This window comes from Streptomyces dysideae (genome assembly GCF_001514305.1).
Taxonomy (GTDB): Bacteria; Actinomycetota; Actinomycetes; order Streptomycetales; family Streptomycetaceae; genus Streptomyces; species Streptomyces dysideae.
This window is the reverse complement of sequence record NZ_KQ949081.1, coordinates 15,430-38,148: the sequence shown is the minus strand read 5'-3', so window position 1 is coordinate 38,148 and position 22,719 is coordinate 15,430. Positions and strand designations below refer to the sequence as shown.

General features: G+C 68.2%; 23 protein-coding genes. 13 read left to right on the top strand and 10 right to left on the bottom strand.

All coding sequences use genetic code 11. The features are described from left to right. The first annotated feature begins 46 nt into the window (after positions 1 to 46). From AQJ91_RS13480 to AQJ91_RS13470, 3 genes are all read left to right on the top strand, one after another. Positions 47 to 2,416, top strand: coding sequence for an RNA degradosome polyphosphate kinase (locus AQJ91_RS13480; protein ID WP_199847925.1), 2,370 nt, complete (start codon positions 47 to 49; stop codon positions 2,414 to 2,416). Further along, positions 2,397 to 3,470: a CHAD domain-containing protein gene (locus tag AQJ91_RS13475; RefSeq protein ID WP_067020329.1), complete on the top strand. Its 1,074-nt coding sequence runs from the start codon at positions 2,397 to 2,399 to the stop codon at positions 3,468 to 3,470. The genes AQJ91_RS13480 and AQJ91_RS13475 overlap by 20 nt, the downstream gene beginning before the upstream one ends. Before the next feature lie 108 nt (positions 3,471 to 3,578). After that, positions 3,579 to 5,309: a serine integrase family protein gene (locus AQJ91_RS13470; RefSeq protein ID WP_067020327.1), complete on the top strand. Its 1,731-nt coding sequence runs from the start codon at positions 3,579 to 3,581 to the stop codon at positions 5,307 to 5,309. Here AQJ91_RS13470 and AQJ91_RS13465 read toward each other — a convergent pair. Then, entirely contained in the window at positions 5,266 to 5,712 is a 447-nt protein-coding gene (locus AQJ91_RS13465; protein ID WP_234382218.1) for an NUDIX hydrolase, read from the bottom strand. The genes AQJ91_RS13470 and AQJ91_RS13465 overlap by 44 nt on opposite strands. A gap of 341 nt (positions 5,713 to 6,053) precedes the next feature. Between AQJ91_RS13465 and pstS the strand changes: the two genes are divergently transcribed. The 4 genes from pstS to pstB all read left to right on the top strand — a co-directional run bounded on the left by pstS (position 6,054) and on the right by pstB (position 10,194). After that, positions 6,054 to 7,178, top strand: a complete 1,125-nt coding sequence (pstS, locus tag AQJ91_RS13460; protein ID WP_067020324.1) for a phosphate ABC transporter substrate-binding protein PstS — start codon at positions 6,054 to 6,056, stop codon at positions 7,176 to 7,178. 140 nt (positions 7,179 to 7,318) lie between these two features. Further along, positions 7,319 to 8,326, top strand: a complete 1,008-nt coding sequence (pstC, locus tag AQJ91_RS13455; RefSeq protein WP_067021042.1) for a phosphate ABC transporter permease subunit PstC — start codon at positions 7,319 to 7,321, stop codon at positions 8,324 to 8,326. Further along, positions 8,323 to 9,378, top strand: coding sequence for a phosphate ABC transporter permease PstA (gene pstA / locus AQJ91_RS13450; protein WP_067020320.1), 1,056 nt, complete (start codon positions 8,323 to 8,325; stop codon positions 9,376 to 9,378). Before pstC ends, pstA begins: the two co-directional genes overlap by 4 nt. A 39-nt stretch (positions 9,379 to 9,417) precedes the next feature. Beyond that, positions 9,418 to 10,194: a phosphate ABC transporter ATP-binding protein PstB gene (gene pstB / locus AQJ91_RS13445; protein ID WP_067020317.1), complete on the top strand. Its 777-nt coding sequence runs from the start codon at positions 9,418 to 9,420 to the stop codon at positions 10,192 to 10,194. A gap of 123 nt (positions 10,195 to 10,317) precedes the next feature. On the opposite strand, the gene AQJ91_RS13440 is transcribed toward pstB, so the two are convergent. The 3 genes from AQJ91_RS13440 to AQJ91_RS13430 form a co-directional block, all read right to left on the bottom strand. Further along, on the bottom strand, positions 10,318 to 10,740 hold the full coding sequence (locus AQJ91_RS13440; protein WP_067020314.1) for a hypothetical protein: 423 nt from the start codon (positions 10,738 to 10,740) through the stop codon (positions 10,318 to 10,320). 88 nt (positions 10,741 to 10,828) lie between these two features. After that, the gene (locus AQJ91_RS13435) at positions 10,829 to 11,827 is read right to left on the bottom strand and encodes an inorganic phosphate transporter (RefSeq protein WP_067020311.1); all 999 of its coding nucleotides are present in this window, start codon (positions 11,825 to 11,827) and stop codon (positions 10,829 to 10,831) included. A gap of 7 nt (positions 11,828 to 11,834) precedes the next feature. Beyond that, the gene (locus AQJ91_RS13430) at positions 11,835 to 12,455 is read right to left on the bottom strand and encodes a DUF47 domain-containing protein (RefSeq protein ID WP_067020308.1); all 621 of its coding nucleotides are present in this window, start codon (positions 12,453 to 12,455) and stop codon (positions 11,835 to 11,837) included. A 236-nt stretch (positions 12,456 to 12,691) separates the two neighbouring features. Between AQJ91_RS13430 and AQJ91_RS13425 the strand changes: the two genes are divergently transcribed. Beyond that, on the top strand, positions 12,692 to 13,048 hold the full coding sequence (locus AQJ91_RS13425) for a metal-sensitive transcriptional regulator (RefSeq protein ID WP_067020305.1): 357 nt from the start codon (positions 12,692 to 12,694) through the stop codon (positions 13,046 to 13,048). 90 nt (positions 13,049 to 13,138) lie between these two features. Here AQJ91_RS13425 and AQJ91_RS13420 read toward each other — a convergent pair whose 3' ends face one another. Next, a complete protein-coding gene (locus AQJ91_RS13420) occupies positions 13,139 to 13,321 on the bottom strand; it encodes a hypothetical protein (protein WP_067020302.1) in 183 nt (60 codons plus the stop codon). A gap of 109 nt (positions 13,322 to 13,430) precedes the next feature. Beyond that, complete coding sequence (locus AQJ91_RS13415) at positions 13,431 to 14,276, bottom strand: SCO4651 family lipoprotein (RefSeq protein WP_067020298.1); 846 nt, start codon at positions 14,274 to 14,276, stop codon at positions 13,431 to 13,433. Between the two features lie 662 nt (positions 14,277 to 14,938). Between AQJ91_RS13415 and AQJ91_RS13410 the strand changes: the two genes are divergently transcribed. Continuing rightward, a complete protein-coding gene (locus AQJ91_RS13410; protein WP_067020295.1) occupies positions 14,939 to 16,495 on the top strand; it encodes an FAD-binding oxidoreductase in 1,557 nt (518 codons plus the stop codon). A gap of 29 nt (positions 16,496 to 16,524) precedes the next feature. Here the strand turns inward: AQJ91_RS13410 and AQJ91_RS13405 are convergent, their stop codons facing one another. From AQJ91_RS13405 to AQJ91_RS13395, 3 genes are all read right to left on the bottom strand, one after another. Continuing rightward, positions 16,525 to 17,244, bottom strand: a complete 720-nt coding sequence (locus AQJ91_RS13405) for a phosphatase PAP2 family protein (RefSeq protein WP_067020291.1) — start codon at positions 17,242 to 17,244, stop codon at positions 16,525 to 16,527. Positions 17,245 to 17,453: 209 nt separating this feature from the next. Next, a complete protein-coding gene (locus AQJ91_RS13400; protein WP_199847924.1) occupies positions 17,454 to 18,476 on the bottom strand; it encodes a C40 family peptidase in 1,023 nt (340 codons plus the stop codon). Positions 18,477 to 18,584: 108 nt separating this feature from the next. Further along, positions 18,585 to 19,019, bottom strand: coding sequence for an ATP-binding protein (locus AQJ91_RS13395; RefSeq protein ID WP_067020288.1), 435 nt, complete (start codon positions 19,017 to 19,019; stop codon positions 18,585 to 18,587). A 159-nt stretch (positions 19,020 to 19,178) separates the two neighbouring features. Here AQJ91_RS13395 and AQJ91_RS13390 point away from each other — a divergent pair, with 159 nt between their 5' ends. The 4 genes from AQJ91_RS13390 (at position 19,179) to AQJ91_RS13375 (ending at position 22,245) form a co-directional block, all read left to right on the top strand. Then, the gene (locus AQJ91_RS13390; RefSeq protein ID WP_067021036.1) at positions 19,179 to 20,027 is read left to right on the top strand and encodes a helix-turn-helix domain-containing protein; all 849 of its coding nucleotides are present in this window, start codon (positions 19,179 to 19,181) and stop codon (positions 20,025 to 20,027) included. 10 nt (positions 20,028 to 20,037) lie between these two features. Continuing rightward, positions 20,038 to 20,223 carry a DUF397 domain-containing protein gene (locus AQJ91_RS13385; RefSeq protein ID WP_067020286.1) on the top strand — a complete coding sequence of 62 codons (186 nt, stop codon included), beginning with the start codon at positions 20,038 to 20,040 and terminating at the stop codon, positions 20,221 to 20,223. Next, entirely contained in the window at positions 20,216 to 20,449 is a 234-nt protein-coding gene (locus AQJ91_RS13380; protein WP_067020283.1) for a DUF397 domain-containing protein, read from the top strand. The genes AQJ91_RS13385 and AQJ91_RS13380 overlap by 8 nt, the downstream gene beginning before the upstream one ends. Positions 20,450 to 20,814: 365 nt before the next feature. Next, on the top strand, positions 20,815 to 22,245 hold the full coding sequence (locus AQJ91_RS13375; RefSeq protein ID WP_067020280.1) for a selenium-binding protein SBP56-related protein: 1,431 nt from the start codon (positions 20,815 to 20,817) through the stop codon (positions 22,243 to 22,245). Between the two features lie 125 nt (positions 22,246 to 22,370). Here AQJ91_RS13375 and AQJ91_RS13370 read toward each other — a convergent pair whose 3' ends face one another. Continuing rightward, positions 22,371 to 22,718 carry a VOC family protein gene (locus tag AQJ91_RS13370; RefSeq protein WP_067020277.1) on the bottom strand — a complete coding sequence of 116 codons (348 nt, stop codon included), beginning with the start codon at positions 22,716 to 22,718 and terminating at the stop codon, positions 22,371 to 22,373. Position 22,719: the final 1 nt, after the last annotated feature.

The following is a 22,719-nucleotide window of genomic DNA, read 5'->3' as shown; positions in this document are numbered from 1 at the left end:
ATGTCTCCGTAACCATTGGTTCAGACGGACTTGCGACGCTCGGCGAATGAAGCCCGCTGTGCCAGAGCCTTCGCCGCCGCCCGAGGGGACCGCGGGGAACGGGGACGCCCGACGCCTCGCCACCGTGCTCCCGCCCGCGCAGTCCGACGCGCCCGTATCGCTCCAGGCGCGGAACAATGGGTTCATGAGCCAGTCAGACACCCAGGCACAGGTCCAGCACGCGCAGCCCTCCGTGGGCTCCATAGCCGCGCACCGCCCGCACACCGTGGCCGCCGTGGTCTCCGACCTGGAACCCGACATCGACGCCGACCTCGACGCGTACGAGGAGTCGCTGGTCGACGGGGTACAGCTGCCGCAGGGACGCTTCCTCGACCGGGAGCGCAGCTGGCTCGCGTTCAACGAGCGCGTCCTCGAACTCGCCGAGGACCCGAACACGCCCCTCCTCGAAAGGGCGAACTTCCTGGCGATCTTCGCCAGCAACCTGGACGAGTTCTTCATGGTCCGGGTGGCCGGTCTGAAGCGCCGTATCGCCACCGGCGTCGCCACCCGCTCCGCCTCCGGCCTCCAGCCGCGCGAGGTGCTGGAGATGATCTGGGCCCGCTCCCGCGAGCTGATGGCCCGGCACGCCGCCTGCTACCACGAGGACGTCGCCCCCGCCCTCGCGGAGGAGGGCATCCACCTGGTCCGCTGGAACGAGCTGCAGGAGAAGGAGCAGGCCCGCCTGTTCACCCTGTTCCGGCACCAGATCTTCCCGGTCCTGACCCCGCTTGCCGTCGACCCGGCGCACCCGTTCCCGTACATCTCCGGCCTGTCCCTGAACCTGGCCGTGCGGGTCCGCAACCCTGTCACCGGCACCCCGCACTTCGCCCGGGTCAAGGTCCCCCCGCTGCTCTCCCGCTTCCTGGAGGCCTCCCCCGGCCGTTACGTCCCCCTCGAGGACGTCATCGCCGCACACCTGGAGGAGCTGTTCCCGGGCATGGAGGTGCTGGAGCACCACGCCTTCCGGGTCACCCGCAACGAGGACCTGGAGGTCGAGGAGGACGACGCGGAGAACCTCCTCCAGGCCCTGGAGAAGGAGCTCATGCGGCGCCGCTTCGGGCCGCCCGTGCGCCTGGAGGTCGAGGAGAACATCAACCAGGAGGTCCTGGACCTGCTGGTGCGCGAGCTGAAGATCACCGAGGCCGAGGTCTATCCGCTGACCGGCCCCCTGGACCTCACCGGCCTCTTCCGTATCGCCTCCCTCGACCGGCCCGAGCTGAAGTACCGCAAGTTCATCGCCGGCGTCCACCGCGACCTCGCCGAGGTCGAGACGGCGTCCGCGCCCGACATCTTCGCGGCCCTGCGCCGCCGGGACGTCCTGCTGCACCACCCGTACGACTCCTTCTCGACGTCCGTGCAGGCGTTCCTGGAGCAGGCGGCGAACGACCCCGACGTCCTCGCCATCAAGCAGACCCTGTACCGCACGTCCGGCGACTCCCCCATAGTCGACGCCCTCATCGACGCCGCCGAGGCCGGCAAGCAGGTCCTCGTCCTGGTCGAGATCAAGGCCCGCTTCGACGAGCACGCCAACATCAAGTGGGCGCGCAAGCTGGAGGAGGCCGGCTGCCATGTCGTCTACGGCCTGGTCGGCCTGAAGACCCACTGCAAGCTTTCGCTGGTGGTCCGCCAGGAAGGCGACACGCTACGGCGCTACTGCCACGTCGGCACCGGCAACTACCACCCGAAGACGGCCCGCCTCTACGAGGACCTCGGCCTGCTCACGGCGGACCCGCAGGTCGGCGCGGACCTCTCGGACCTCTTCAACCGCCTGTCGGGCTACTCGCGCCGGGAGACGTACCGCCGCCTCCTCGTCGCCCCCAAGTCCCTCCGGGACGGCCTGGTGTCGCGGATCAACAAGGAGGTCCAGCACCACCGTGCCGGACGTCCTGCCTATGTCCGCATCAAGGTCAACTCGATGGTCGACGAGGCGATCATCGACGCCTGCTACCGCGCCGCCCAGGCGGGCGTGCCGGTCGACGTCTGGGTGCGCGGGATCTGCGCGATCCGCCCCGGCGTGCCGGGCCTGTCGGAGAACGTCCGGGTCCGCTCGGTGCTCGGCCGCTTCCTGGAACACTCCCGGGTCTTCGGCTTCGGCAACGGCGGCGAGCCCGAGGTGTGGATAGGCAGCGCCGACATGATGCACCGCAACCTCGACCGCCGTATCGAGGCCCTGGTCAGGGTCACCGACCCGGCCCACCGCGCCGCGCTCAACCGGCTCCTGGAGACCGGTATGTCCGACACCACCGCGTCCTGGCACCTCGGCCAGGACGGCGAGTGGACCCGGCACGCGACGGACGCGGAAGGCCAGCCCCTGCGCAACGTCCAGGAGATGCTCATAGACGCCCGGAGGCGCCGGCGTGGCACAGCAACACCCTGACCCGACGGACCCCACGGCCGGGCCGGTGACCGGGGACGCCCTCGCGGGCTACCTCCGCGCCCAGGCCACGGAGTTCCTCCGCGCCCTGCGGCTCCACCGCGAAACCGGCGGCGGCGCCTCGAACGGCACGGCGGAATCCGTCGACGCGGCCCGGGCCCTGCGCCGCTCGGCCCGCCGCATCAGCGCCAGCCTGCACACGTTCCGCCCCCTACTGGACCCGGACTGGTCGGAACGCATCCGCCCCGAACTGGCCTGGGTGTCCGGGACGTTGGCGATGGAACACGCGTGCGCGGCCCGCTTGGAGCGCCTGCTCGCGGCCTTGCACAGACTGTCGGGGGCTAGGGCGTTCCCGACGCAGGCGGCGGCTTCCGGTTCAGCTGTGCCCGGCAACACCAACCCCTCGACCCACCCGACGCCCACTTCGGAGCGCGGCAACCACACAGTGGGCGCGGCCAAAGCAGGCGCCCTACTCGAGCGCCAGCTAACCCTCGCCCGGACCCGAGCCCACAGCACCGCCCTCCAGGCGCTCGGCTCCTCCCGCTTCCACGCAGTCGCCGACAACATCGCCGTACTGGCCAGCGAGGTCCCCCTCACCCCCGCCGCCACCGCCACCGACCTGCACCCCCTCTCGGCCGCGGCCGAGGAGCAGCTCACCGACGCGGTGGCGGCGCTCCCCCTGGTGACCGCCGGCCACCCCTACAACGCCGAGGCCCTCATCCACGGCCTCTCCCCGGACCCCGCCCCGCACCCCCAGGACGCCCCCTGGCACCAGGTCCGCCTGCTCCTGCGCCTGCACCGCTACGCCCGAGAGGTCCTCTACGGCGACAACGCCCCGACAGACGTACGACTACTGGCAGCCGGCCAGGCCCTGAACCGGCACCGCGACGCCTCGGAGGCCGCGACCGGCGCGGCCCAGGCGGCCCGCACCCCACGCATCGCCCCGGCAACGGCATACGCCCTCGGCGTCCTGCACGCCGACCAACGACACGAGGTGGAGGCGGCACGCTTCGCGTTCCAGCAGGCGTGGCAGAAGCAGGCCGTCAGCGCCCCCTGACCGAACGCGGCGGCTCGCGCGAGCTCCTTCATGAGTTCCCCTGAAATACACCGACTGAAGAACAGCAAATCGAAACATCGACGACTACGGTGCACTACCGTTCCTCAAGTGATCGACACCAGGAACCCGGCACGTCCGTCCAAGACGTTCTCCCGCTCCTACGTCGCTCCTGAGTTGCAGGCGCACTTGGACCAGGGGGGCACGTTCGAGGAGTGGCTGGCCGGGAGAACGCCCATCGCGTCCATGGCCCGCATCTCCGCCGACCGGCTGAGCGGCGACGCCATCGGCGTCGCCCGTCAGCACAAGAACAACGCACGGAACGCAGCTCTGCACAACTGCACCGTCGTGGTCTGCTACGAAGACAACAACCTCACCGCCGCGAAACGAGAGGTCGTCCGGCCTGCCTTTCTCCAGATGATCAAGGATCTGACGCACGGCCACGAGGAGGAGACGGGCATCCCTGTGAAGGGCTGCATCGCCGTCGAGCGAGAGAGGGTCTACCGACTTCCCGAGGACTTCATCGCCTTGCAGGATGCTTTGTCGATGAACGGGTCAGGGATCTTCATCGAAGGCAGGGCCCTCCTGAGTCCCGTTGAAGGTGACGCCCCGATCATTGCTGGTCCGGGCTGGCCCGGCTCGGTCGAGTCCGAGGTCGGCACGATCCGCAAGCGGACCCGTCGCAGCGCCAAGGACCGTGCCGAAGAGGGCGGGGTTCCCGGCAGCCCTCGCCGATTCGGCTGGCTCGGCGCGGAGAAGCGCCATGGCCGCCTGAACAACGAACAGCAGAACGCTGCCGAGTGGCCCTACCTGGTTCAGATGGTCAAGATGAGGGCCGAAGGCAGGTCCTGGGGGTCCGTCACACGGTGGATCGCGACGCAGAAGGACGGCGAAGGCAACCCCATCCGCACGGTCCGGGGCGGACGCTGGTCCGATCAGGGCGTGAAGGCCATCATCACCAACCCGGCCTGGTGGGGAGGCCGGATCCTGAATGGCGACCTGGTCAGGGATGCGGGGACCGGTGAGCCCAAGCTGGGCGAGTGGGAGCATGCCGACCCCGCGACCGACGGCGTCGGGTACGAGACATGGAAGCTGATCATGTCCGGAGTGCAGTCAACGGCACTGCACCGGGGCATGAAGCAAGCTCCTGCCGCCAAAGCAGCAGGAAGGGAGGTCTTCCGGACCGGAAAGTACAAGTTCTCGGGCACGCTGCGCTGTGGGCGCATCAACGAGGCAGGGGAGATCTGTCACAGCAGGCTCGTCGGCAACGCGGCTTCAGGCCGGAACGCCAAGTACGGCGACTACTACCGATGCAACGACCCCAACTGCAAGGGCGTCGGTCGTCAGGTCGCATCGGTCGACGCCTACCTTGAAGAGCTCGTCCTGTCGTACCTGGACGAGCACTATGCGGACACCGAACCGAGCACCACGCCCTGGCGGGGCATGGAAAAGCTAGCCGGTCTTCGAGTGCAGCACAAGAAGATCCAGGACTCCGTGGCCGACGGAGAGGTCGACTGGGATGACGTCCACGACATGCTCACTCGGCTGAACAGAAACATCAGGACACTTGAGGCGGAGGAGCAGGAGCACCTTGCGGCGGAGGCGAAGAGGAATCTCCTCCGAGGGTGGCGCAGGGAGAGCTGGGAGGGAAAGGATCTTGCGGAGAAGAAGGAGGTCATCTCGCACGTACTCGCCGCCGTCATCGTCCTCCCGATTCCCGAGGGAGGGAGCGACAAGGCTCCGTTCGACCCCACCCTCCTGAAGGTGAACTGGCGTCAGCCGTCGCATGGCCGCGTCGTCATCGCGGCTCCCGCTCCTCCTCATCCGCACCCACAGCCATGAGCGCAACAGTGATCAGGGCCCGGTCCCGCTCGTGGGTGAGCCGTTCGCGGGCCTCGTCCGGCGTGAGCCAGACGAGATCACTGACTTCTTCGTTGGGCTCGAAGGCGCCGCCGGTGGCCTGAGCCGCCCAGTAGCTGACCTGTTTGGGCTTCCCCTGAGCATCGCTGTACCGGGCCGAGGGGAGTTCCTTCCCCAGACGGCATGTGTAGCCGGTCTCTTCCCTCACCTCACGAAGGGCCGCCTCCCTGGCCGTCTCGCCTCGCTTGAGCTTGCCCTTGGGCCAGGACCAGTCATCCCACTTGGGCCGGTACACGAGAGCCAGCTCGATCCTGCCGACGGCCGAGCGGCGCCACAGCACACAACCCGCCGCACGAACCACAGATCCACATCCCATGGCATCCATGGCGTCCATGGTGCCCCGGGAGAGGGCTCACCCGACCGGGGGACCGCGACGTCGTGGACGCTCTGCACGAAACTCTGGCACCTGGCATAGTCCAGAAACGTCCACCCCGGGCCGGAACTGGTCCGTGTCCTCGGCGTAAGCGTTCCGTGACCTCACCGCACCGTCCCCAGGGGTTCACCCCCCGTTCATTTATGGCCATCGGCGCCTTCACCTCTTGTGCCTAATTTCAGCCTTACGCGGTGCGGACCGCCGTTCGAAGTCACAAGAGAACGTGTCCGCATCAGTCAGTCCTCGCACGCCGCCGAATTCAGGACGGCGGCTCCTGGAAGGAACTCCCTCAAGTGAAGCTTCAGCGCAAGAACCGGCGTGCTCTCGCTCTCGGCGCTCTCGCCGTCTCCGGCGCCCTGGCCCTCACGGCGTGCGGCTCCGACGACACCGGCACCAGCAACGGCGGCGACGCGACGGCGACCGCCAACAGCGCCATCGACTGCGGTGACGCCAAGGGCCAGCTGCTCGCCGACGGCTCCTCCGCGCAGAAGAACGCGATCGACGCCTGGGTCAAGCAGTTCACCGCCGCCTGCTCCACCGTGCAGATCAACTACAAGGGCGGCGGCTCCGGCGCCGGTATTACCGCGTTCACGCAGGGCACGGTCGGCTTCGCCGGTTCCGACTCCGCGCTGGACTCCGAGGAGGTCACCGCCTCCAAGAAGGTCTGCGAGAGCGGCCAGGGCATCGACCTCCCGATGGTCGGCGGCCCGGTCGCGGTCGGCTACAACGTTCCGGGCGTCGACAGCCTCGTCCTGGACGCGTCGACGATCGCCAAGATCTTCGACAGCAAGATCACCAACTGGAACGACGCGGCGATCGCGAAGCTGAACCCCGACGCGAAGCTCCCCGACCTGAAGATCCAGGCGTTCCACCGCTCGGACGAGTCCGGCACCACGGACAACTTCACCAAGTACCTGGCCGCCGCCGCCCCGAACGACTGGAAGTACGAGCCCGGCAAGGCCTGGGCGGCCAAGGGCGGCCAGTCCGCTCCGCAGTCCTCCGGTGTCGCCCAGCAGGTCAAGCAGACCTCCGGCGCCATCAGCTACATGGAGCTGTCGTACGCCAAGGACGCCATCAAGGCGGTCTCCATCGACACCGGCGCCTCCGCCCCGGTCGAGGCCACCACGGACAACGCCTCCAAGGCCATCGCCGCCGCCAAGCGCGTCGGCACCGGCAGCGACTACGCGCTCGAGCTCGACTACGCCACCAAGGCCGAGGGTGCCTACCCCATCACCCTGGTGACGTACGAGATCGTCTGCGACAAGGGCAACAACGCGGAGACCCTGCCCGCCACGAAGGCGTTCCTCACCTACATCGCCTCCGAAGAGGGCCAGAAGATCCTCGCGGAGAACGACTACGCCCCGATGCCCGAGGAGATCATCACCGAGGTTCGCAAGACCATCGCGAGCCTGAGCTGACCTGAGTGCGGTCCGGTCCGGGGCCACGAACCCCGGACCGGACCGCACCGTCCGGTGCACCGCCGCCCGGAGCCGTACGTCACATGCGGCTCCACCGAGCCGCCGCAGACCGCGAACGGCTCCGCAGACCGGAGACCCCGATGGACATATCGACACAGGACACCAAGACACCTCCCCCCAGCCCACAGCCGTCGGCGGCCGAGCAGAAGCGCGCGGCCCACGGCGCCACCCGACCCGGCGACCGGATCTTCCTCGGTCTCTCCCGCGGCTCGGGCATTCTGCTGCTCGCGCTGATGGCCGCCATCGCGGTCTTCCTGACCTACCGCGCGTCCCTCGCGATCAGCAAGGACGACGCCAACTTCCTCACCGCCTTCGAGTGGAACACCGGCGTCGTGCCGCCGAGGTTCGGCATCGCGGTCCTGGCCTTCGGCACGATCGTCTCCTCGATCGTCGCCATGGTCATCGCGGTCCCGATCGCGGTGGCCATCGCGCTGTTCCTCACGCACTACGCCCCGCGCAAGCTGAGCGGTCCCATCGCGTACGTGATCGACCTGCTCGCCGCCGTACCGTCCATCGTGTACGGCCTGTGGGGCGCCCTGATCCTCGTACCGAACATGACCGGCCTGTTCGGCTGGCTGGACACCTACTTCGGCTGGACCGGCATCTTCTCCTGGGAGGGCGGCGCCCCCCGGTCGATGCTCACGGTCGGCATCCTGCTCGCGATCATGATCCTGCCGATCATCACCAACGTGAGCCGCGAGGTCTTCCGCCAGGTCCCGCAGATGCACGAGGAAGCGGCCCTCGCCCTCGGCGCCACCCGCTGGGAAGTGATCCGCATGTCGGTCCTCCCCTTCGGCCGCTCCGGCGTGATCTCCGCCTCGATGCTCGGCCTCGGCCGCGCCCTCGGCGAGACGATGGCCGTGGCCACCGTGCTCTCCCCGGACTTCCTCATCCACGGCAGCCTGCTCAACCCGGGCGGCGGCACCTTCGCCCAGAACATCGCCAGCAAGTTCGGCGAGGCGACGGAGTTCGGCCGTGACGCGCTGATCGCCTCCGGTCTGGTCCTGTTCGTCATCACCCTGCTGGTCAACGGCGCGGCCCGCGCGATCATCGCCCGCCGCAAGGAGTACTCGGGGGCCAACGCATGAGCACCGTCATCGACAAGCGCCCCAGCACCCTGCGCGGCGCCCGGCTGCCCAAGTGGTCCCCGTACGCCATCGCCGCCGGCTCCGCCGCCGTCGCGATCGGCGTCGGCACGGCCGCCGACCTGGCCAGCCGCGTCCAGTGGGGCCTGATCGCCGGCCTCCTCTTCATCATCTCGACGTACGTCATCGCAGCCCGCGTGGAGGGCCGCCGCCAGGCCAAGGACCGCATCGCGACGTGCCTCGTCTGGGTTGCCTTCCTCCTGGCGGTCGTCCCGCTGGTCTCCCTGATCTGGGTGACCGTCGAGCGCGGTGTGAAGGTCCTCGACGTCTACTTCCTGACCCACTCGATGGGCGTCGTCGCAGACACCGAGGTCGGCGGCGGCATCTACGCCGCCATCATCGGCAGCCTGGAGCAGGTCGGCCTCGCCACGCTGATCGGCGCTCCGATCGGTGTCCTCACCGCGATCTACCTGGTCGAGTACGGCCGCGGCAACCTCTCCCGGGCCATCACGTTCTTCGTCGACGTCATGACCGGCATCCCGTCGATCGTCGCGGGCCTGTTCATCCTCAGCCTGATGCTGATGTGGGACATGCAGCCCTTCGGCTTCGCCGGCTCGCTGGCCCTGGCGATCCTGATGATGCCGGTGATCGTCCGCTCCACGGAGGAGATGCTCAAGCTCGTCCCGAACGAGCTCCGCGAGGCGTCCCTGGCGCTCGGCGTCCCGAAGTGGCGCACGATCCTGAAGGTGGTCCTGCCGACTTCTATCGGCGGCATCACGACGGGCATCATGCTGGCGGTGGCCCGTATCGCGGGTGAGACGGCGCCGGTCCTGCTCCTCGTCTTCGGCAACCCCTTCATCAACAACAACCCGTTCGAGGGCGCACAGGCCTCGCTGCCGCTGTACATCTACCAGCAGTACGCGAACAGCGCGGGCTCGGGGGCGGCGTACGACCGAGCCTGGGCGGCATCGCTCACGCTGATCGCCTTCGTGATGATCCTCAACCTGGTGGCCCGCGGGATCGCCCGCTGGAAGGCCCCGAAGACCGGTCGCTGACGCGGCCATCGGCGACTGATCCGGAAGTGAAGTAGAGAAATGGCCAAGCGAATCGACGTAAGTGGGCTGACCGCCTACTACGGCACCCACAAGGCAATCGAAGACATCTCGATGACGGTCGAGCCGCGCTCTGTGACGGCGTTCATCGGCCCGTCCGGCTGCGGCAAGTCGACGTTCCTGCGCACGCTGAACCGCATGCACGAGGTCACCCCCGGCGGCCGCGTCGAGGGCAAGGTCCTCCTCGACGACGAGGACCTGTACGGCGCGGGCATCGACCCGGTGTCGGTCCGCCGCGAGGTCGGCATGGTCTTCCAGCGCCCGAACCCCTTCCCCACGATGTCGATCTTCGACAACGTGGCAGCGGGCCTGCGCCTGAACGGCAACTACAAGAAGAGCGAGCTGCAGGACGTCGTAGAGAAGTCCCTGAAGGGCGCGAACCTCTGGAACGAGGTCAAGGACCGCCTGAACAAGCCGGGTTCGGGCCTGTCGGGCGGCCAGCAGCAGCGCCTGTGCATCGCCCGGGCGATCGCGGTGGAACCGAACGTCCTCCTGATGGACGAGCCCTGCTCGGCGCTCGACCCCATCTCCACCCTCGCCATCGAGGACCTGATCGGCGAGCTCAAGGAACGCTTCACGATCGTCATCGTGACGCACAACATGCAGCAGGCGGCCCGCGTCTCCGACCGCACGGCGTTCTTCAACCTCGCGGCGGTCGGCCAGCCCGGCAAGCTCATCGAGATCGACGACACGGAGCGCATCTTCTCCAACCCGTCGGTCCAGGCAACGGAGGACTACATCTCCGGCCGCTTCGGCTGACCGGCGCTCCTCCCCCAAACCCCTCGCGGTGCTGCATGGCGGTGCCACCGCGAGGACGAAAAAGGGCCCGCCCCCTGGGCTTCCAGGGGGCGGGCCCGTTCGTTTCGCTCAGCGGCGGCGGGGTTACGCCACGCCGTCGGCGTAGGCCGTCTTCCAGCCGCTGCAGGTGCCGTTCTGCACCACGCCGTTGTCCCGGAGACAGACCCTGATGTAGATCGTGGCCGACTCGGCGAAGTCCTGGTTGGACGTCACGCACTGGGCGAAGCCGTTGCCGTTGTACTTGGACTGGACCGTGCCGGAGCTGCCGACCCTCCAGTAACCGATGACACCGGCGCCGTCGGTCGAGTTGTCGCAGATGGCGAAGGAGTCGCCGTCCGTGTAGAAGTCGTTCGAGCCCGCCGCGGACACGTAGTCGCCCGAGTTGACGGTGCTCGATGTGTAGCGCTCGATCGCCGCCGAAGCCGGCGAGGCCACGTAGAGCATGGTGGCGGTCGCGGCACCGACTGCGCCCGCGGCGGAGAGCAGCCGCCTGCCAAGAGTCGCCATGGAAATCCCCTCCCAGGTGGTCGAACACACGTTCATAGAACGTGCGACCACCATGATCCCACGGAAGGGGCGGGCCGGTCGGGATTTCCTAGAGGAACGCCAGATTCACCACACCGAACGCGCACGCCGCGACGATCGCCGCCGCCGGCATGGTGATGAACCAGCCCAGGATGATGTTCTTCGCGACACCCCAGCGCACCGCGTTCACCCGCTTCGTCGCACCCACGCCCATGATCGCCGAGGTGATGACATGGGTCGTCGAGATCGGCGCGTGGAACATGAACGCGGTGGTGAACATGATCCCCGCGCCCGTGGTCTCCGCGGCGAACCCCTGCGGCGGATCCAGCTCGATGATCTTCCGCCCGAGGGTGCGCATGATCCGCCAGCCGCCCGCGTACGTGCCGAGCGACAGCATCACCGCACAGGCGATCTTGACCCACACCGGGATCGGGTCGCCGGCGTCCTCGACATCGGCGATGACGAGCGCCATCACCACGATGCCCATCGTCTTCTGCGCGTCCTGCAGACCATGCCCGAGCGCCATCCCCGCCGCCGACACGGTCTGCGCTATACGGAACCCCCGCTTGGTCTTGTGCGGATTGGCCCGCCGGAAGATCCACATGATGGCGGTCATCACCAGATACCCCACCAGCAGCCCCACCACCGGCGACACGAACATGGGGATGACGACCTTCTCGAGCACCCCGTCCCAGTACACGGTGGTCCCCCCGGCAAGCGCGGCCCCCACCATGCCCCCGAACAGCGCGTGCGAGGACGACGAGGGCAACCCGAAGTACCAGGTGATCAGATTCCACGTGATCGCCCCGACCAGCGCCGCGAAGAGAATCCCCATCCCCTTCGACCCCTCGGGCGTCTGAATCAGCCCTTCACTGACGGTCTTGGCAATCTCGGACCCCAGAAAGGCCCCGGCGAGATTCATCACCGCGGCCATGGCAAGCGCAGCCCGAGGTGTCAGCGCCCGGGTCGAAACAGACGTAGCGATGGCGTTCGCGGAATCGTGAAAACCGTTCGTATACGTGAAGAAGAGCGCGACCGCGATGGTCACGACCAGAGCAAAGGTGTCCATGGAGGGGTCAGGACTCCTTGACGGCGATGGTCTCCACCGTGTTCGCCACGTGCTCGAACGCGTCGGCCGCTTCCTCCAGCACATCCACGATCTGCTTGAGCTTCAGCACCTCGATGGCGTCGTACTTGCCATTGAACAGATGAGCGAGCAGCTTCCGGTGGATCTGGTCGGCCTGGTTCTCCAGCCGGTTGACCTCGATCCAGTACTCGGTCAGGTTGTCCATGGTCCGAAGACTCGGCATCGCCTCGGCCGTCAGCTCGGCCGCCCGCGCCAGCACCTCGATCTGCTGCTCGACTCCCTTGGGAAGTTCCTCCACGTTATAGAGGACAACCAGGTCGACGGCCTCCTCCATGAAGTCCATGATGTCGTCGAGGGAAGATGCGAGAGAGTAGATGTCCTCGCGGTCGAACGGCGTGATGAACGAGGAGTTCAACTGGTGGAAGATCGCGTGCGTGGCGTCGTCACCGGCGTGTTCAGCGGCCCGCATACGCTCTGCGATCTCGGCCCGGCCGGCGGTGTCCGCCCCGAGCAGTTCCATCAGGAGCTTGGAGCCCGTGACGATGTTGTCCGCGGATGCGGCGAACATGTCGTAGAAGCTCGTCTCCCTGGGGGTCAGACGAAAGCGCACGTGGGGTCCTCGGGGTGCTTCGGTGTGGGTCGCGGTTACGGTCAGGCTGATGCTAGGCGCATCATCCGGCCACGACTAACGGGCCGTCCCCCAGTGTCGCCCATCGGGCTCGGCGGTCGACACGGGGGCCGCTCAGTGGTCCAGTCCAACCGCCGCACACGGCAACGGCCACAGGCCCTATACCCGGCAAAGTTCGGTACGATATACCCAGTAGGGGTATATGTCTGGAGGACGCGATGACGACCACCGAGGCCGGCGCGAATGCGCCCTCCGAGGAAGCCGGGACCGTGGTGACCGACCACGACCGTGGCATCCACGGCTACCACAAGCAGAAGGACGAACACCTCAAGCGCCTGCGCCGCATCGAGGGCCAGATCCGCGGCCTGCAGCGGATGGTCGACGAGGACGTCTACTGCATCGACATACTCACCCAGGTGTCCGCCTCGACGAAGGCCCTGCAGTCCTTCGCCCTGCAACTCCTGGAGGAGCACCTCCGCCACTGCGTCGCCGACGCGGCCGTCAAGGGCGGCACGGAGATCGACGCGAAGGTGGAGGAGGCGACGAAGGCGATCGGCCGCCTGCTGCGCACGTGAAGAGGGTGCGCGCAAACAGAACGGACGGACGGGGCGGGCAGCGAAACCGCCCCACTCCCGCCCGCGGCACACTCCACCTCACACCCCGGCTCAACCGCCGGAGTGTGAGCCATCCCGTTCCTCCGCCACTTTCAGCACCTCGTCGATGCTCTCAAGGCTGAGCCGGTCCTCGTGGGCGGCCGAGGCCGCGATGATCAGGTCTCCGCACAGCTCGATCTCGGCGAGGGCCACGTGGTCCTGAACTGCCGTACCGCCGACCGGAGCCACGTGCATCACCTCTTCTCTGCCGTCACCGACTTCCTAGAGTAGGGAGCGGCCTACGCACCGCGCATGGCACGTAAGGGCTAGTTCTTGACGCCCCTCACGCCCACACGCGACCCGCTCACCCCTCGGCGATCTTCCCGGCGTAGATGTCCTCGTCGTCCGGCAGCCGTACGTCGACGGGGGCCCCGAAGTCGTAGAGCAAGGTGGTGGAGGCCACCGCGACAGACCCCGGCTGCTGCCCGTTGACGAAGCTGAAGCGGTGCCGGACCTTCCGGATGCGCCCTTGCCCATCGAGGTAGACGTCAAACGGCACCCGCGCCGTGGCGAACCCTTTCGCCGCCGCGGCCAGCGCCTCCTTGTTCCCCGCGGAGGCTCCCTCGGCGGCGGCGCCGAGATCGGCGGTCCCGCGATAGTGCCGCACCGGTGTCCCGGCGACCTCGGTCTCCCCCACATACGTGGCGGACCGCGCCCCCCGCAGCACCTCGGCGGCGGCGAACGGATCGGTGGCCCCACCGGTGACGAGGTTCCCGTCGGACAGCGACCGCGTCTCGACCCGCACCCACTTGTCGGCGGGCACACCGGCGCCCCGGTTCTTCATGAACAGGGCACCGGGAGCGAGCAGCTCGGTAATGGGCCGCTGCGTACTGGCACCGGCGGGATCCTGCGGCAGCAGCACCTTCAACTGCCCCGTCTGCCGCCGGAAGTCATAGACACCCTCACCGCGAATGGTGACCCGGGTCCCCCCGGTGGCCATCTCCATGGACGTACGCGCCTTGGAACTCCGAGCCTCGACAAGCTCCTCGGCGGCCCGCTGCACGACCGCCACGGACTCCTCAGCCGAAACCCCCTGAGCAGCGGCGCCGTTCCCCGAACACCCACTGCTCCCCAGCCCCACCCCCGCAACCACTCCGGCCGCGACAACGACCGCACCCCACCGCCGGTACCACTGCTGCCGCTCCGCCATGGCCTGCCTCCGTCACGGACCCCCTGTCGTTCCGGATAACGACGGGTAGGTGCCCCCGTCACGCAGCCCGGTAACGTTGTCGTCGTGGCGCAGCAGGACAGGCTCAGCCCTCCCCCCAACTCCCCCGAACACCGCACGTCCACGGTCGAACGGGGCGCGTTCTGCACGGCCCGCTGCACCTGCGGCTGGCGAGGCCCGGCAAGGCGAGCAAGAAGCCAGGCCCGAGCAGACGCGGAGGGCCACACGGGAACCTGATCCCGACCGTAAACGGGGCGCACCCTCCCCCGACCGCAAACGGGCCCCAGCCCTCCCCCCGGCCGTAAACGGACTGGCCTCTCCCCCGACCGCAAACGGACCCCCACCCCCTCTCCCAACCGCAAACGGCCCCCCTCTCCCGACAGCAACCGGGTACCCAGCCCTTCTCCCGACCGTAAACGGGTGGTGGGTGGGCAAAGGCCGGGGGTCCAGGGGGCGGAGCCCCCCGGCGGGGTCGAAGGGGCGGAGCCCCTGGGGATGGGACGGGCAGGGGCGGCGGGGGCGGCGGGGGCGGCGGGGGCGGCGGGGGCGAAACCCTCCCGGTCAGCCCCCACCAGCCTCCCCCACACATGGAACCCCCACCCCCCACCACCCCGTCTGGTACGACGTAACCCCAGGAGGCGGAAATGGAACGGCGTACCTTCATCGGCGGCGGTACCGCAGCCCTCGCAGCCCTGACAACAACGGCCTGCACAGGCACCGGCACGAACACCACCACCGACACCACCACCCGCGCCTCCACCCGCACCCCCCTGAAAACCACAAGCACCACAACCCCCGCCAACTGGACGGCCCTCGCCCGAGACCTCGACGGCCCCCTCATCCGCCCCGGCGACGCCGCCTGGAAAGCGGCCCACCAGCTCTACAACACCCGCTTCGACACCCTGAAGCCCGCCGCAGTGGCGTACGTGGCCAACCCGGACGACATCCGCACCACCCTCGCCTACGCCCGCACCCACAACCTCCACGTAGCGATCCGCAACGGCGGCCACTCCTACGCCGGTTGGTCCTCCGGCAACGGCCGCCTGATCATCGACGTATCGAAACTGAACCGCGTCCGCGCCTCCGGCAGCACCGCGGTCATCGGCGCCGGCGCCAAACTCATCGACGTCTACCGGGCCTTGATCGCCAAGGGCGTGACGATCCCCGCCGGCTCCTGCCCCACGGTCGGCGTCTCCGGCCTCACCCTCGGCGGCGGCCACGGCGTCGTATCAAGGGCGTACGGCCTGACCTGCGACAGCCTCACCCAGGCCACCCTGATCACGGCGGATGGCAAACAACTCACCGCCAACGCCACTGAGAACAAAGACCTCTTCTGGGCCCTGCGCGGCGCCGGCAACGGCAACTTCGGCGTGGTGACGGAACTGCACTTCAAGACCCACCCGGCGCCTCAGGCCGTGACGGCCTTCCTGTCCTGGCCCTGGTCGAAGGCGGCGGCGGTCATCAGAGCCTGGCAGGAGTGGGGCCCGACCCAGCCCGACGAGATCTGGTCGTCCCTGCACCTGGCGAACGCGGCCGGCGGCACCCCCACCGTCTCCATCGCGGCCTTCTCCATCGGCACGTACGGCGAACTGAAGAACGCCGTGGACCGCCTGGCCGACAGGATCGGCGCCCCCGCCACCAGCGCCGCCCTCCGCCGCCGCTCGTACGAGGAGTCGATGGAGCTGTACGCGGGCTGCTCGTCGTACACGACGGACGCCCAGTGCCACCTCCCCGGGTCGACCCCCGGCCGCAACCCCCAGGGCGCCCTGAACCGCGAGACCTACTCCGCGAAGTCGGACTTCTTCGACCGCTCGCTCTCGACGGCCGGCATCCAGACCCTGCTCCGGCAGATCGCCTCGGTCCGCGGCGGCGCCGGCAGCATCCAGCTGACGGCCCTCGGCGGTGCGGTCAACCGCGTCTCCCCCACGGCGACGGCGTTCGTCCACCGCCGCTCCCGGATGCTGGCCCAGTACATCGGGTCCTGGCGCGCCGGCACGAGCGGCACCACGGCCCGGTCCTGGCTGACCTCGGCGCACGACGCGATGAAGCCGTACGCGTCGGGCGCGGCGTACCAGAACTACACGGACCCGAGCCTGAAGGACTGGCGGAAGGCCTACTACGGCGACGCGGCAACACGCCTGACGAGACTGAAGAAGCAGTACGACCCGAAAGGCTTCTTCACCTACCCCCAAGCCCTCTAGGACAGGCCCTTACGCTGCTGGGCAGGCCCTTACGCCGCCAGATCCCGCTCCTCGGCCCCGGCCCCGGCGGACTCCTTCCGGGCACCGGGAATCACGGTGTCCTGCCCACCCGCCGCCCGGGACCGCCCCCGCGCACTGATCAGCCACCCGGCCTTCGGCGACCGCTCGATGGCGTTCATGACGGGCGTGAGCAGAGCCATGGCCAGCGGCGACAGCAGCAGCGCAACGGCAGTCCCCAGCGCGAACCCACCCACCACATCCGTCGGATAGTGCACACCCATGTACACCCGGCAGAACCCTTCGAGCAGCCCGAGACCGATCCCGACGAGCCCGAACCTCCGGTTGGCGACAAACAGCCCGACACCCATGGCCATGGTGATGGTGGCGTGGTCGCTCACAAACGAATAGTCGGTCTTCCCGGACACCAGGACATCAAGCCCTTGGTGATCAAGAAATGGCCGAGGCCGCTCGACGAACCCCCGTATGGGCACGTTCACCAGCACAGCGATCCCGGCGGCGAGAGGCGCCCAGACAAGAGCGGCAACAGACGAGGCAGCCTCCTCGCCACCCCGCCTCCGCACGGACCACCAGCACCACACCACCAGCAACAGCATGGCGAGCAACAGCCCGTACTCACCCACGTACTCCATGACCCGGTCGAACCACTGCGGTGCGTCCTTGGCCAGGCCATTGATGTCATAGAGCAGCTCGACGTCGGGGTTCGACCCGGATTCTGCGAGTCCAGCCATGGTGCCGCGGCCCCTTCGTCGTCTCTCCCGGCGCGCACGTGCGCGCGCCGCTCCGCCACCCCCGTGGTTGTAGATCCGCTTACCGCTCGGCTACGTCACCAGGAACGCACGGTCCCTGTTGATACGTTCCACACTCCACCGAATGATCACGCAGACGTTATCGAAGAGAGACTCATCTCTGCAGCTCAGGGGATAGGTTCACGCGCGGTTCACACCGTCGTGGGGAGCGCTTTCGCGCCATCTTCGGTGACGCGGGTGGCGCCGAAGTAGTCGGGGGTGTCGATCGGGTCGAACCGGATCACAGCACCCGTTCTCGGCGCGTCGATCATGTATCCGCCACCCACATAAATCCCCACATGCCGGATGGCCCGGGAGTTGGTGAGGTCGTCCGAGAAGAACACCAGATCGCCGGGCAGCAGTTCGTCCCTGGCCGGGTGCGGCCCCGCGTTGTACTGGTCGTTGGCGACGCGCGGAAGCGTGATCCCCACACTCTCGTACGCGGCCTTGGTCAGCCCCGAGCAGTCGAACCGCCCACCGTCCTCAGCAGTACCGTCTCCGCCCCAGAGGTACAGCGTGCCGAGCTTCTTCTGCGCGTAGGCGATGGCGCCGGCGGCTTGCTTCGAGGGGTCGACCCGAGTCGTGGGCGCAGCGAAGCTCTGCTCCAGAGTCGTGATCGTCTTCACGTAGTTCTGGGTCTCCTTGTACGGCGGCACACCCCCGTACTTGATGACCGCGTAGGCCCCGGCGTTGTAGGACGCGAGCATGTTCTTCGTCGCGTCGCCCGGCACGTCCTTCACATACGAGGCGAGCTTGCAGTCGTACGACGCGGCCGACGGAATCGCGTCATTCGGATCCCATACGTCGCGATCGCCGTCGCCGTCACCGTCGAGGCCGTGCGTGGCCCAGGTCCCCGGGATGAACTGCGCTATGCCCTGCGCCGCCGCCGGACTCTGCGCCCTGGGGTTGAACCCGCTCTCCTGGTACAGCTGGGCGGCGAGCAGCGCCGGGTTGATGGCGGGGCAGAGGTTGCCCCACTTCTGCACGAGCGACTGATAGGCGGCCGGGACAGCACCCTTGGCCAGCGTCTTGGCCCCTCCGCCAACCCCATTGGCGAGGTTCCCGGCGGCGACGTACACGCCGACGACGAGCAGCATCACGAAGCTGAGCCCCGCCGCGACAGCGGCACCCGCCACGATCCACGCCTTACGCACCGTCAACCGCCCCTCGCCCACGCGGATTCGCCCGCGCCAGTCTAGGAGCTTCCCACCCGGAAGCCGCCGCAACCGAGGCGATACAACTGAGCCGCCTCACTCCCGGGCACAACGACTCGGATCAGGCCTTCACGGACTCCCCTGGCCCTGGCACTCGGCCCACAACAACTTCCCGCCCTTCGAGGCACCCAGCTCCCGCAGCACGGAGACACCGACCGAGTCCGCACAGGCCCGTACAAGACGCAGGCCACGGCCGTCTTCGGCGTCGTGCGGGGCCGCGGGGGCGTCGGTGGCGAAGCCGGGCGGGACGCGCGGGTCCGTGTCCCATACGGCGACACGGAGGCGGCCGGGCTCCATCGGGACGAGGCGGAGGGAGTAGGGGCCGGTGGTGTGGCGGTGGGCGTTGGTGAGGAGTTCGGTGGCGAGGAGTTCGGTGGCGAGGGTGAGGTCGGTGAGTCCGTGGGCGGCGAGGACGGTACGGAGGGTTGCGCGGGCGATGCCCGGTGCGCGTGGATCGTGCGGGAGTTGGAGGGTGTAGGACCAGGACGGGGATACGGTGGCCATGGAAGTCTCCGACTACTGAGGGGAGTTGGACACGTACGGAAGGTGGGCGCCTGGGTTATAAGCTAGCGGCATCCATGTAAGCCTTTACACAGTTACCCTTAAATCACTGATACACCACCCATGTGAGTGACACGCCAGGGCAAGGAGGCGGGCAAGCCCGTGAGAAACAATCCAACGGGTCGTCAGCTCCGCTTGGGCACTGAACTGCGCAAACTTCGAGACCGTGCAGGCCTGACAGCCGCGGAGGCCAGTCAACTGCTCGGCGTGAAGCCGAACCAGATCAGCAACATGGAGGCCGGACGAGCGGGCGTCAGCGCCGAGCGGGTACGCACCATGGCCTGCACTTACGAATGCTCCGACACGGCCCACATCAAGGCGCTGGTCGGGATGACGGGCGATCGTAAACGCGGCTGGTGGGAGGCGTACCGCGAGATCCTGCCCGCACCCCTCCTCGACCTGGCCGAACTGGAGCAGCACGCCCACTCGTTGCGCGGCGCCACCACGGCCCGCGTCCCCGGCCTGCTCCAGACACGTGAGTACGCACTGGAGATCTTCCGTCAGGCCGTCACCGAACTCTCACCGCCCGACATCGAGCACCGCCTGTCGTTCCGCATCAAGCGGCAGGCGATCCTCTTCCGCGAGGACAATCCGACCCCGTACGAGGCCATCGTCCACGAGGCGGCCCTGCGCATGAAGGTCGGCGGCCCCACTGTTGCCCGTCAGCAGCTGCAGCACATGCTCGACATGAGCGACCGCGATCACATCACCCTTCGCGCCATCACCTTCGACGTCGGCGCGTACCCGGGGTCGGGGCAGTCGATCTACTACGCGCACGGCCCGGTACCGCAGCTGGACACCGTCCACCTCGACCAGTCACACGGGCTCGTATTCCTCGACGCTGAGGCACAGTTGCACAAGTACCGAACGCTCTTCGAACGAGTCGAGGCCGTCGCACTCGACCCGGGCAAGACGAGGGACCTCATCCACAACGTGATGCGAGAGCTGTGAAGGAACGCCCATGAACCCGCACTGGCAGAAGTCGTCCTACTGCTCCGAAGGCGACTCGTGCGTGCACATATCCACAAGCCACGGCACGATCCACCTCATCGAGAGCGCCGACCCCGCCGGAGCCGTACTCAACGCTGCTCCCCATACCTTCGACGCCCTACTGACCGTACTGAGGGAGGACACCCCCCGTGCCTGACATCCCCCCGAACCTCACCTGGGAACGCGCCGCCCCACCGGACGCCACCGGCCCCGGCCCCTGGATCGAGATCGCCTTCGGCGAGGGAGACGACGGCGACGCCCCGGTCTACATCCGCGAGACCAGCGACCCGGACAACGTCGTCACCACGAACCGCCGCAAGTGGGACGCCTTCGTACTCGGCGTACAGGCAGGCGAGTTCGACCACTTCGTCGAGGGCGTGTGACAGCGTGACCGCGCACTGCCGGGCCCGCGGGCGCCCGATCGAGCAACGGGTTTTGGGAGGCGCCCGGATCCACGGTCGGGTGATGTTCACGATCAGCGAGCGGCGTCTGACACGGTCAACTGGCAAGGCGGAAGGCCCGGTGTCCGCTCGCCGCCGCTCTCAGGCGTGCCGGAGACGATCCGCACACTGAGGGGGTCCGCACACTGAGGGGGTCCGCAGCCCGCGCTGCTGGCTTGGCAGGACTCCGGGGCTGTGAAACGCTCGTTTTGTGGCATATGTGTTCCGCGTCTGCACATCTTGAACGGGTGAGCCCGGCTGCCTGTCGGGAGTCCCCTGGATCCAGGCTCGCCGAGTGAGGAACAGCCATGAGGACAACTGAGCACGCTCACGACCGCGACGACCACAGCGACCCCACCTTGTACCGCACTCCGGCGGACGCCGTTGCCGCGCCCCCGGAGAAGCTCGCCTATGTCGTCGGTTTCGACCCGACCGCACATCGCGCGGACGCGTTGTTCACCGTCGGCACCGACCCCGAGTCGCCCGAATACGGCCGCGTGACCTCCCACGCCGAGCTGCCCGGCCTGGGCAACGAACTGCACCACTTCGGCTGGAACGCCTGCTCGAGCGCGCTGGCGCATGTCGGTCATCATCACGCTGCACGGCGCTACCTCATCGTCCCGGGGCTGCGCTCGTCCCGGCTACACGTCTTCGACACCAGCCCCGATCCCGCCCGCCCGCACCTGGTCAGGGTGGTCGAGCCCGAGGAGTTGGCCGCCAAGGCCGGATATTCGCGTCCGCACACACTCCACTGTGGGCCCGACGGAGTGTTCCTGTCCTGCCTGGGCGGCGCGAACGGTGCGGACGGGCCTGGCGGCGTCGCGCTGCTGGATCACGAAAGCTTCGAAGTGCTGCGCGCCTGGGAGAGCGACCGCGGTCCGCAGTGGTTCGCCTACGACGTCTGGTGGCATCTGCGGCAGAACATCGCCGTCACCAGCGAGTGGGGGACTCCCTCAATGATCGAGGACGGCCTTGTCCCCGAACTGCTGCTGGGTCGCCAGTACGGCCACTCGCTGCACTTCTGGGAGTTGGACTCCGGCCGGCACGTGCAACGCGTCGATCTGGGGGATGAGAACCAGATGGTGCTGGAGCTGCGTCCCGCACACGATCCCGAGGCTACGTGGGGGTTCGCGAACACCGTGGTCAACGTGGAGGACCTGTCGGCGTCGGTGTGGTTGTGGAACCGGGAGGGCGAGGATTTCGTGGTCCGCAAGGTGATCACCATCTCTGCCGAGCCCGCGCAACCGGAGGACCTGCCCCCGGCGCTGCAGCCATTCGGCGCCGTGCCTCCATTGATCTCCGACATCGACCTGTCGGTGGATGACCAGTGGCTGTACGTATCCGCATGGGGAACCGGCGAGCTGCTCCAGTACGACGTGAGCGACCCGTTCCATCCGGGGCAGACAGCGTCCGTGCGTCTTGGCGGCATCGTCGGCCGACAACCGCATCCCGCCGAGCCGGACATTCCGCTGACCGGCGGAGCGCAGATGGTCGAGCTCAGCCGCGACGGGCGGCGCGTATACCTGACGAACTCCTTGTACGCCGCCTGGGACGCGCAGTTCTACCCCGCGGGCATCGACCCGTGGATGGTCAAACTCGACGCCGACACCTCGCACGGCGGGCTCTCCGTCGACAGCCGTTTCTTCCCCCATGGCCCGGACTTCCTGGGATTGCGCGTACACCAGACGCGCCTGCAAGGCGGCGACGCCTCCTCGGATTCGTACTGCTACCGCCGCTGACCGCTTGTGGTCCGCGGGCACCGGCGTCGGCGCCCGCCGCGGTTGCCACCGCGGTGGCGATAGTCGGCCTGCGAGGAACCGGAGCGGGTGGCAGCGGCCATGCGGGAGTAGAGCGGCGCCCGGCGCTACCGCACCGGATTCTCCACCAACGTGATCCTGTTCCCGTCGGGATCATGGACGGCGGCGAACCGCACCCCATGCGACCCCGGCTCCACCGGCCCCGCCGCAAGCCCCCGCTCGGCAAGCTCCACCAGCGCCTTGTCCAGGTCGTCGACCACGAGGTTGAGCAGAGTCGCCCCGGCATGCTCGGGCGCCTCGAAGACCTGGATCCAGCCGTACGGGGAGACATGCCAGTCGGCCAGCCCCGGCATGGGCCTCGCGTCGGCCGGCCTCCCCATGAGCCGCTGGTACCAGGCCACCGCGGGCCCGAAGTCGGTGACTGGGGCGACCGCGAGAACGTGTGTGTAGGCCATG

Coding starts and splice junctions, on each gene's coding strand:
- AQJ91_RS13480 (WP_199847925.1), top strand. CDS start 47: ATGAAGCCCGCTGTGCCAGAGCCTTCGCCGCCGCCCGAGGGGACCGCG.
- AQJ91_RS13465 (WP_234382218.1), bottom strand. CDS start 5,712: ATGGATGCCATGGGATGTGGATCTGTGGTTCGTGCGGCGGGTTGTGTG.
- pstC (WP_067021042.1), top strand. CDS start 7,319: ATGGACATATCGACACAGGACACCAAGACACCTCCCCCCAGCCCACAG.
- pstA (WP_067020320.1), top strand. CDS start 8,323: ATGAGCACCGTCATCGACAAGCGCCCCAGCACCCTGCGCGGCGCCCGG.
- pstB (WP_067020317.1), top strand. CDS start 9,418: ATGGCCAAGCGAATCGACGTAAGTGGGCTGACCGCCTACTACGGCACC.
- AQJ91_RS13440 (WP_067020314.1), bottom strand. CDS start 10,740: ATGGCGACTCTTGGCAGGCGGCTGCTCTCCGCCGCGGGCGCAGTCGGT.
- AQJ91_RS13435 (WP_067020311.1), bottom strand. CDS start 11,827: ATGGACACCTTTGCTCTGGTCGTGACCATCGCGGTCGCGCTCTTCTTC.
- AQJ91_RS13425 (WP_067020305.1), top strand. CDS start 12,692: ATGACGACCACCGAGGCCGGCGCGAATGCGCCCTCCGAGGAAGCCGGG.
- AQJ91_RS13420 (WP_067020302.1), bottom strand. CDS start 13,321: ATGCACGTGGCTCCGGTCGGCGGTACGGCAGTTCAGGACCACGTGGCC.
- AQJ91_RS13415 (WP_067020298.1), bottom strand. CDS start 14,276: ATGGCGGAGCGGCAGCAGTGGTACCGGCGGTGGGGTGCGGTCGTTGTC.
- AQJ91_RS13410 (WP_067020295.1), top strand. CDS start 14,939: ATGGAACGGCGTACCTTCATCGGCGGCGGTACCGCAGCCCTCGCAGCC.
- AQJ91_RS13405 (WP_067020291.1), bottom strand. CDS start 17,244: ATGGCTGGACTCGCAGAATCCGGGTCGAACCCCGACGTCGAGCTGCTC.
- AQJ91_RS13395 (WP_067020288.1), bottom strand. CDS start 19,019: ATGGCCACCGTATCCCCGTCCTGGTCCTACACCCTCCAACTCCCGCAC.
- AQJ91_RS13385 (WP_067020286.1), top strand. CDS start 20,038: ATGAACCCGCACTGGCAGAAGTCGTCCTACTGCTCCGAAGGCGACTCG.
- AQJ91_RS13375 (WP_067020280.1), top strand. CDS start 20,815: ATGAGGACAACTGAGCACGCTCACGACCGCGACGACCACAGCGACCCC.
- AQJ91_RS13370 (WP_067020277.1), bottom strand. CDS start 22,718: ATGGCCTACACACACGTTCTCGCGGTCGCCCCAGTCACCGACTTCGGG.